The following is a 4,075-nucleotide window of genomic DNA, read 5'->3' as shown; positions in this document are numbered from 1 at the left end:
GGGAGCCGCGTCGACGGGGGCCACGCCCTCGAGGGTCAGCCGGCGCATGACGAGGAGCCGGGCGACGTCGTCCGGCGTGTAGCGGCGGTGCGATCCAGCGGTGCGGCCCGACGGGCCGAGGCCGTAGCGGCGGTCCCACGTACGCAGGGTCGCGGGAGCGACCCCGAGGCGCCGGGCTACCGCGGCGACAGCCAGTCCGGGGCTGGATGTACGTGACCCGCCCGAGTTCTGGGCGGGTCGCGAAGAAGTCATGGACTCGATTCTGCCGACCGGACCCTCTCCGCGCCACTGCGAAACCCGGCGTGCCGCCGATCTCGGTGGATTCCAGTCCAGATTGGAACAAATCCGGTCAGGGCCGAACCGCTTCGGGCTGACTCGATTTGATCGAGATGAAACGAAATTGCCCCTTGAACAACTTCTGCACAACTTGTAGGTTGTTCGCCATGACGGAGATCTCGAGGCTTCCCGGTCCGGTGATGGAACTGTGGGAATGGCAGTACCAGGGTGCGTGCCGCGACGCGGACGACACCCTCTTCTTCCACCCCGAGGGTGAGCGTGGATCAACCCGCCGGCGTCGCGCCGAGGCCGCGAAGGCGATCTGCCGCTCCTGCCCCGTGATGATGCAGTGCCGCGAGCAGTCGCTCCGCGTGCGCGAGCCGTACGGCGTGTGGGGCGGGCTCAGCGAGGACGAGCGGTCGGCGATCCTCGCCGGCAAGTCCGTCTCCGCCTGACAGAGCCCGCCTGGCCAGGCCGAACAACTTCTGCCGCACGACGTCGTGCGGCACCTGAGGCAGCACGCCTGAGGAAGCAGCACCCCGCCGGGACAGGCGTGCGCCGAAGCACGTCGGCCGGGCGCCAGGCGCGCAGACACGCGCACCAGGAACGGCACCACAGACAGACAGCACCAGGGCTCCGCCACGACGAAGGCCCCGCACCGACCGGTGCGGGGCCTTCGTCTGTAGCTGTCGCGGGCTGGGATCAGCCCACGACGACCGCGAGGACGTCGCGGGTCGAGAGCACCAGGTACTCCTCGCCCGCGTACTTGACCTCGGTGCCGCCGTACTTGGAGTAGATCACCTTGTCACCGACGGCGACGTCCAGCGGCACACGGTTGCCGTTGTCGTCGATGCGGCCCTGGCCCACGGCCAGCACCTCGCCCTCCTGGGGCTTCTCCTTGGCGGTGTCCGGGATGACCAGGCCGGAAGCGGTCGTGGTCTCGGCTTCGAGAGCCTTGACGACGATCCGGTCCTCGAGCGGCTTGATGGGGACCGACACGTCGGACCTCCTCTTTCGTGAGCGGATCGAGTGATCAGCTGCGTGGTTGACTTAAGGGGCTCGAACGTTCGACGGTCCGCCGTCGTCGCGGGTGCCGGCGGGCACGAACGTCTGGGTCCTCCGCCGCGAGGCCCGCTATCGGGCTCCGCGCCGGTGAACAACCCCAAATCTAGGTCGGCGCTAGCACTCGGTCAAGGCGAGTGCCAATCGCGTGGAGTCGCTCACACGCCTGGAGGCCGACTCGCCGCCAGGACGTCGAAAACTCGTCATCTCCACCAAAAGGTTGCGCCCGGCTACTCGTCACGACCAGGACAAACGTGGAAAGATCTTCCCATGGATGCGGCGATTCTGAGCAAACTCCTCAGCCCTGAGGGCTGGGCCCTGCTTGCGGCACTACCGCCGTACGACGAGCGCGACGCGATGCGCACCGTCTCCACGCTGCGCTCCCAGGGCGTCGCGGCGGATCTCGCCGCCGCCGTCGTCACCCAGTCCCGGCTCCGCACGCGGGCGCGGGCCAAGTTCGGCGACTTCGCCGACGGGATGCTGTTCACCGCGGACGGCCTGGAGCAGGCGACGCGGCTCGTGGTCGCGGCGCTGCACGCCCGGCGGTACCTCGACGCGGGCATCACCGCGCTCGCCGACCTCACCTGCGGGATCGGCGCCGACTCCCTCGCGTTCGCCGGCACGGGCCTGCGCGTCGTCGCGACCGACCTCGACGAGTGCACGGCCGCCATCGCGCAGTGGAACCTGCGCCACTTCCCCGAGGCGGAGGTGCGGCACGCCGACGGCCTGACGCTCGACCTGCGCGCCGAGGGCATCGAGGGCGTCTACGCCGACCCCGCACGGCGCGTGCGCGGCGGGTCGGGCGGCCGCAGCCGCCGCATCTTCGACCCGCACGCCTACGAGCCCCCGCTCGACTCGGTCTGGGCGCTGCGCGAGACCGTGCCGGCTGTCGGCATCAAGGTGGGCCCGGGAATCGCGCACGAGGGCCTGCCCGCCGACGCCGAGACCCAGTGGGTCTCCGTGAACGGCGACGTGGTCGAGGCCGGGCTCTGGTTCGGCCCGCTCGCGCCCGACGGACCCGGCCGCTCGGCCCTCGTGCTGCGCACCTTCACCGACGACGACGGCAAGGAGCACACCCTCAGCCGCACCGTGCGCGGCGACGACGTCGAGCCGGAGGTGGGCCGCGTCGGCCAGTTCCTCTACGAGCCCGACGGCGCCGTCATCCGCGCCGGCCTGGTGGGTCAGGCCGCCGCCGAGCTGGGCGGGCGCCTCGTCGACCCGACCATCGCGTACGTGACCACGGACGAGCCGGCCGCCCTGCCGTCGGCCAGGCCCGCCGACCCGGCCGGGGCGCAGGCCCCGATCGCGACCGGATACCGGGTGCTCGACACCATGCCGTTCGGCCTGAAGCGGCTCAAGTCCTACCTGCGCGACCGGAACGTCGGGCGCGTCACGATCAAGAAGCGGGGCACCGCCGTGGTGCCTGAACAACTTCGCAAGCAGCTCGTACTCACCGGAACCGAGGAGGCGACGATCGTGCTCACCCGTGTTGCAGGCAACCAACAGATACTGCTCGTCGAACCCCTGGGAGCCGTATGAGCTCGCCGGCCCAGCTCGGCTTCGGCGAGTCCCCACGGTCGACCGTGGGGATCGAGTGGGAGATCGGGCTCGTGGAGCCCGGCACCGCGGACCTGTCCCAGGCGGCACCCGAGGTGCTGGAGGCTCTGGCCCGCGACGGCGGCAACCGGCCGCACGGCCCCGGCGGGCTGACCCCGCACGTCACGGGCGAGTACATGAAGAACACGATCGAGCTGGTCTCGGGCGTGGGCAGCACCGTGGCCGCCGCCGGAGCCGACCTCACCCGCACGCTCGAGCGCGTGCGCACGGTGACCGACCCGATGGGCCTGGAGCTCATGGGTGGCGGCACGCACCCGTTCGCCCGGGGCGCCGACCAGGAGATCGGCGACAAGGAACGCTACGCCCGGATCCGCGAGCGCACTGGGGTGTGGGGTACACAGCTGATCATCTGGGGTCTGCACGTCCACGTCGGCATCGAGGACCGGGAGAAGGCGCTGCCGCTGATGCGGGGGATGCTCAAGTACTTCCCGCACCTGCAGGCGCTGTCGGCCGCCTCGCCGTACTGGGCGGGTGAGCACTCGGGCTACGCCTCGAACCGTTCGCTGTTGTTCCAGCAGATCCCGAGCTCGGGCCTGCCGTTCGCGTTCCGGACCTGGCAGGAGCTGGAGACGTACGCGGGCGACATGATGCACGTGGGCGCGGTCGAGGTGTTCAACGAGGTGCACTGGGACATCCGCCCGTCGCCCAAGTTCGGCACGCTCGAGGTCCGGGTGTGCGACGGCCCGACCAACCTCACCGAGGCGCTGACACTGGCCGCGCTGGTGCACTGCCTGGTCGAGCACCTGTCCACGCAGCTCGACCAGGGCCGGGACCTGGTCGAGCTGCCGCCCTGGTACGTGACCGAGAACAAGTTCCGCTCGGCACGCTACGGGCTGGACGCCACGGTGATCCTCGACGCGCACGGCAACCAGGGCCACGTCGTCGACGCGATCGGCAAGCTGCTGGTCGAGCTCGAGCCCGTGGCGCACCGTCTGGGCTGCGCCGGGGAGCTGGCCGGCGTGCGGGACATCGTCCGCACGGGTCCGTCCTACCGGCGGCAGCAGGAGGTGGCGGCGGCGCACGACGGCGACCTGGTGCCGGTGGTGCGCGCCATGATGGAGGAGATGCGCGCCGGCCGGCCCCTGGCCGGCTGACGGCGCCGCGCCGGGGTCAGACGACC

Annotated in this window: 5 protein-coding genes; 3 read left to right on the top strand and 2 right to left on the bottom strand. The window is 71.0% G+C overall.

Annotation, left to right across the window (positions count from 1 at the left end; genetic code table 11):
- Positions 1 to 252, bottom strand: a 252-nt coding sequence (locus PROKR_RS31635) for a MerR family transcriptional regulator (RefSeq protein ID WP_157602184.1), incomplete at its 3' end; no start/stop codon positions are given.
- A 191-nt stretch (positions 253 to 443) separates the two neighbouring features.
- Here PROKR_RS31635 and PROKR_RS16830 point away from each other — a divergent pair.
- A complete protein-coding gene (locus PROKR_RS16830) occupies positions 444 to 731 on the top strand; it encodes a WhiB family transcriptional regulator (protein WP_020016179.1) in 288 nt (95 codons plus the stop codon).
- 247 nt (positions 732 to 978) lie between these two features.
- On the opposite strand, the gene groES is transcribed toward PROKR_RS16830, so the two are convergent.
- Entirely contained in the window at positions 979 to 1,275 is a 297-nt protein-coding gene (groES, locus tag PROKR_RS16825) for a co-chaperone GroES (protein ID WP_020016178.1), read from the bottom strand.
- A gap of 333 nt (positions 1,276 to 1,608) precedes the next feature.
- Between groES and PROKR_RS16820 the strand changes: the two genes are divergently transcribed.
- Positions 1,609 to 2,877 carry a class I SAM-dependent methyltransferase gene (locus PROKR_RS16820; protein WP_036964892.1) on the top strand — a complete coding sequence of 423 codons (1,269 nt, stop codon included), beginning with the start codon at positions 1,609 to 1,611 and terminating at the stop codon, positions 2,875 to 2,877.
- Positions 2,874 to 4,049 carry a glutamate--cysteine ligase gene (locus tag PROKR_RS16815; RefSeq protein WP_036964890.1) on the top strand — a complete coding sequence of 392 codons (1,176 nt, stop codon included), beginning with the start codon at positions 2,874 to 2,876 and terminating at the stop codon, positions 4,047 to 4,049. The genes PROKR_RS16820 and PROKR_RS16815 overlap by 4 nt, the downstream gene beginning before the upstream one ends.
- Positions 4,050 to 4,075: the final 26 nt, after the last annotated feature.

Origin of the sequence: Promicromonospora kroppenstedtii DSM 19349 (genome assembly GCF_000515355.1) — a bacterium.
GTDB classification, from domain to species: domain Bacteria; phylum Actinomycetota; class Actinomycetes; order Actinomycetales; family Cellulomonadaceae; genus Promicromonospora; species Promicromonospora kroppenstedtii.
The sequence above is the reverse complement of the archived record's forward strand: the minus strand, read 5'-3'. Positions and strand labels throughout refer to the sequence as shown.